Here is a 476-nt window from a genome sequence, read left to right on the forward strand (position 1 = left end):
CCGACGTGCTGCGCAACCTGTCGGCCAATGCCGGCAACAGTTTCGACGAGCAGTACACCGGCAGCTTCGCCGCCGGTTCTGCATCGATCGGCCTGCGCGGCCTGTCGCCGAAGAACACGCTGGTGCTGGTCAACGGCTATCGCGTGTCCAACTTCGGCTTCGCGCTCAACACGCAGGACACCTTCGTCGACCTAAACGCGCTGCCGATCAGCGCGGTGGAACGCATCGAAGTGCTGAAGGACGGTGCCTCGGCGGTGTACGGCTCCGATGCCATCGCCGGCGTCATCAACATCGTGCTCAAGGGCAGCGGCAGTGGCGGCAGCCTGGCAGTGGACTACGGCCAGTACTCGGCCGGCGACGGCAACAAGTACCAGCTGTCCGGCGACACCGGCGTCGAGTTCGGCAACGGCCGCGGCCGCGTGCACGTGGCCGGCCAGATCAGCCAGCAGGACGAGAGCAACCGCGCCGGCCCGTAC

The 476-nt window shown here is 67.0% G+C and carries 1 protein-coding gene; it reads left to right on the top strand.

What is annotated here, in order from left to right; all coding sequences use genetic code 11:
* The coding region (locus D7X55_RS46100) for a TonB-dependent receptor plug domain-containing protein (RefSeq protein ID WP_199747377.1) at positions 1-476 on the top strand (476 nt) is incomplete at both ends.

The sequence above is a fragment of the Corallococcus sp. AB049A genome (genome assembly GCF_003668885.1).
Taxonomy (GTDB): Bacteria; Myxococcota; Myxococcia; order Myxococcales; family Myxococcaceae; genus Corallococcus; species Corallococcus interemptor.